At 74.4% G+C, this 1,273-nt stretch carries 2 protein-coding genes; one reads left to right on the top strand and one right to left on the bottom strand.

Features of this window, described 5'->3' with window-relative positions; genetic code table 11:
• Positions 1 to 43: 43 nt before the first annotated feature.
• Positions 44 to 784 (bottom strand): glycerophosphodiester phosphodiesterase, encoded by a 741-nt coding sequence (locus HMPREF0731_RS20260; protein ID WP_007006089.1) that lies wholly within the window; start codon positions 782 to 784, stop codon positions 44 to 46.
• 85 nt (positions 785 to 869) lie between these two features.
• Here HMPREF0731_RS20260 and HMPREF0731_RS20255 point away from each other — a divergent pair, with 85 nt between their 5' ends.
• Positions 870 to 1,142, top strand: coding sequence for a hypothetical protein (locus tag HMPREF0731_RS20255; protein WP_007006088.1), 273 nt, complete (start codon positions 870 to 872; stop codon positions 1,140 to 1,142).
• The last annotated feature ends 131 nt before the right edge of the window (positions 1,143 to 1,273 follow it).

Genomic DNA, 1,273 nt, shown 5'->3' with positions numbered 1-1,273 from the left:
GCCAGCAGCGCCAGGCGGCCGAGATGCCGGCGGCGCATCCGGCTCAGCCGCGCAGCGCCAGGGCCAGCACCGGGTCGTCGGTGGCCATCATGTCGACGCCGAGCGACATCGCCTTGCCGATGCCCGGCGCGTGGTTGGCGCCCCAGACGCCGATGCGCAGCCCGGCCTGGCGCAGCCGCCCGGCCAGCGCCGCGTCCAGCGCGCCGATCTCGGTCTCCACCGTGTCGAAGCCATGCGCGCGGGCGACGCCCACCACCCCCTCGGCGCCGATGCTGGCCAGCATGCTGGGGCCGAACAGCCAGATCACCCCGGCCAGCCCGCCGGCGTGCCGCGCCGCGGCGGCGAGATCGGCCTCGAAGGAGATGATGCGGCACTGGGCACGGATGCCGGCCGCGTCCAGCACCGCCAGGGTCCGCTGCAGCAGCACGGGGTCGGGCGCCTGGCCGGGCGGCGTCTTCAGCTCGACCTGCAGCTGCATCGGCTGGCCGCGGAACAGCGCCGCCAGCTCGGCCAGCGTCGGGACCTTCAGGTGCCCGGCGCCGCGCAGCCGCAGCTGGGTCAGCTGCGCCGCGCTCAGCGCCGCCACCGGCCCGTGCCCCTCGGTGGTGCGCTGCAGCGTGGTGTCGTGGATCACCACCGGCACGCCGTCGGCGCTCAGGTGGATGTCGCACTCCGCCTGTTCGATCGGCAGGGCAAGGCTGTTGCGGAAGGCTTCCAGGCTGTTCTCGGGCCACAGGAAGGCGCCGCCGCGATGGCTGACGATCTGGGGGGTGGGGCTCTGCATGGGCCAAGCTCTGCCCTGCCATGGCTTCTGGCGCAACCCGGCCATGACCGATACACTCGGCGTAAATCTCCCGCGAGGTCGTGACATGCCTCTTCTGCTGGTTGCCCACGATCAACCGCCCGCCGGCGCCGCCGCGCTTGAGGATGCCGTCTGGCAGCTGGCCGAATCGCACATGACGCTGCCCGGCTCGCTGGTGGTGGAGAGCGCCGTCTCCGCCCGCTACCTGACCGAGCATCTGCGCGGCGCCATGCAGCGGGCGGGCTTCGGCGGCGCGCTGCTGGTCACCCCGCTGCGCGAGCCAAGCTGGGACGGGCTGTCCTCCGAGGCGGAGGAATGGATCCGCAACCGGCTGGGCTGACCGCCCCGCGAGCCCCCGTTGCGCCGCGCGCGGCCGCCGGCGCGGCCCAGGCCCCACAGGAAGTGATGATGCTGCCAAGGCTTGCCGCCCGCCCGCGCCCGACGCACCCGAGACCGCTGCGCCCGCGGGCC

The sequence above is a fragment of the Pseudoroseomonas cervicalis ATCC 49957 genome, assembly GCF_000164635.1.
Classification (GTDB): Bacteria; Pseudomonadota; Alphaproteobacteria; order Acetobacterales; family Acetobacteraceae; genus Pseudoroseomonas; species Pseudoroseomonas cervicalis.
This window is presented reverse-complemented; position numbering and strand designations above follow the sequence as displayed.

Coding starts and splice junctions, on each gene's coding strand:
- HMPREF0731_RS20255 (WP_007006088.1), top strand. CDS start 870: ATGCCTCTTCTGCTGGTTGCCCACGATCAACCGCCCGCCGGCGCCGCC.
- HMPREF0731_RS20260 (WP_007006089.1), bottom strand. CDS start 784: ATGCAGAGCCCCACCCCCCAGATCGTCAGCCATCGCGGCGGCGCCTTC.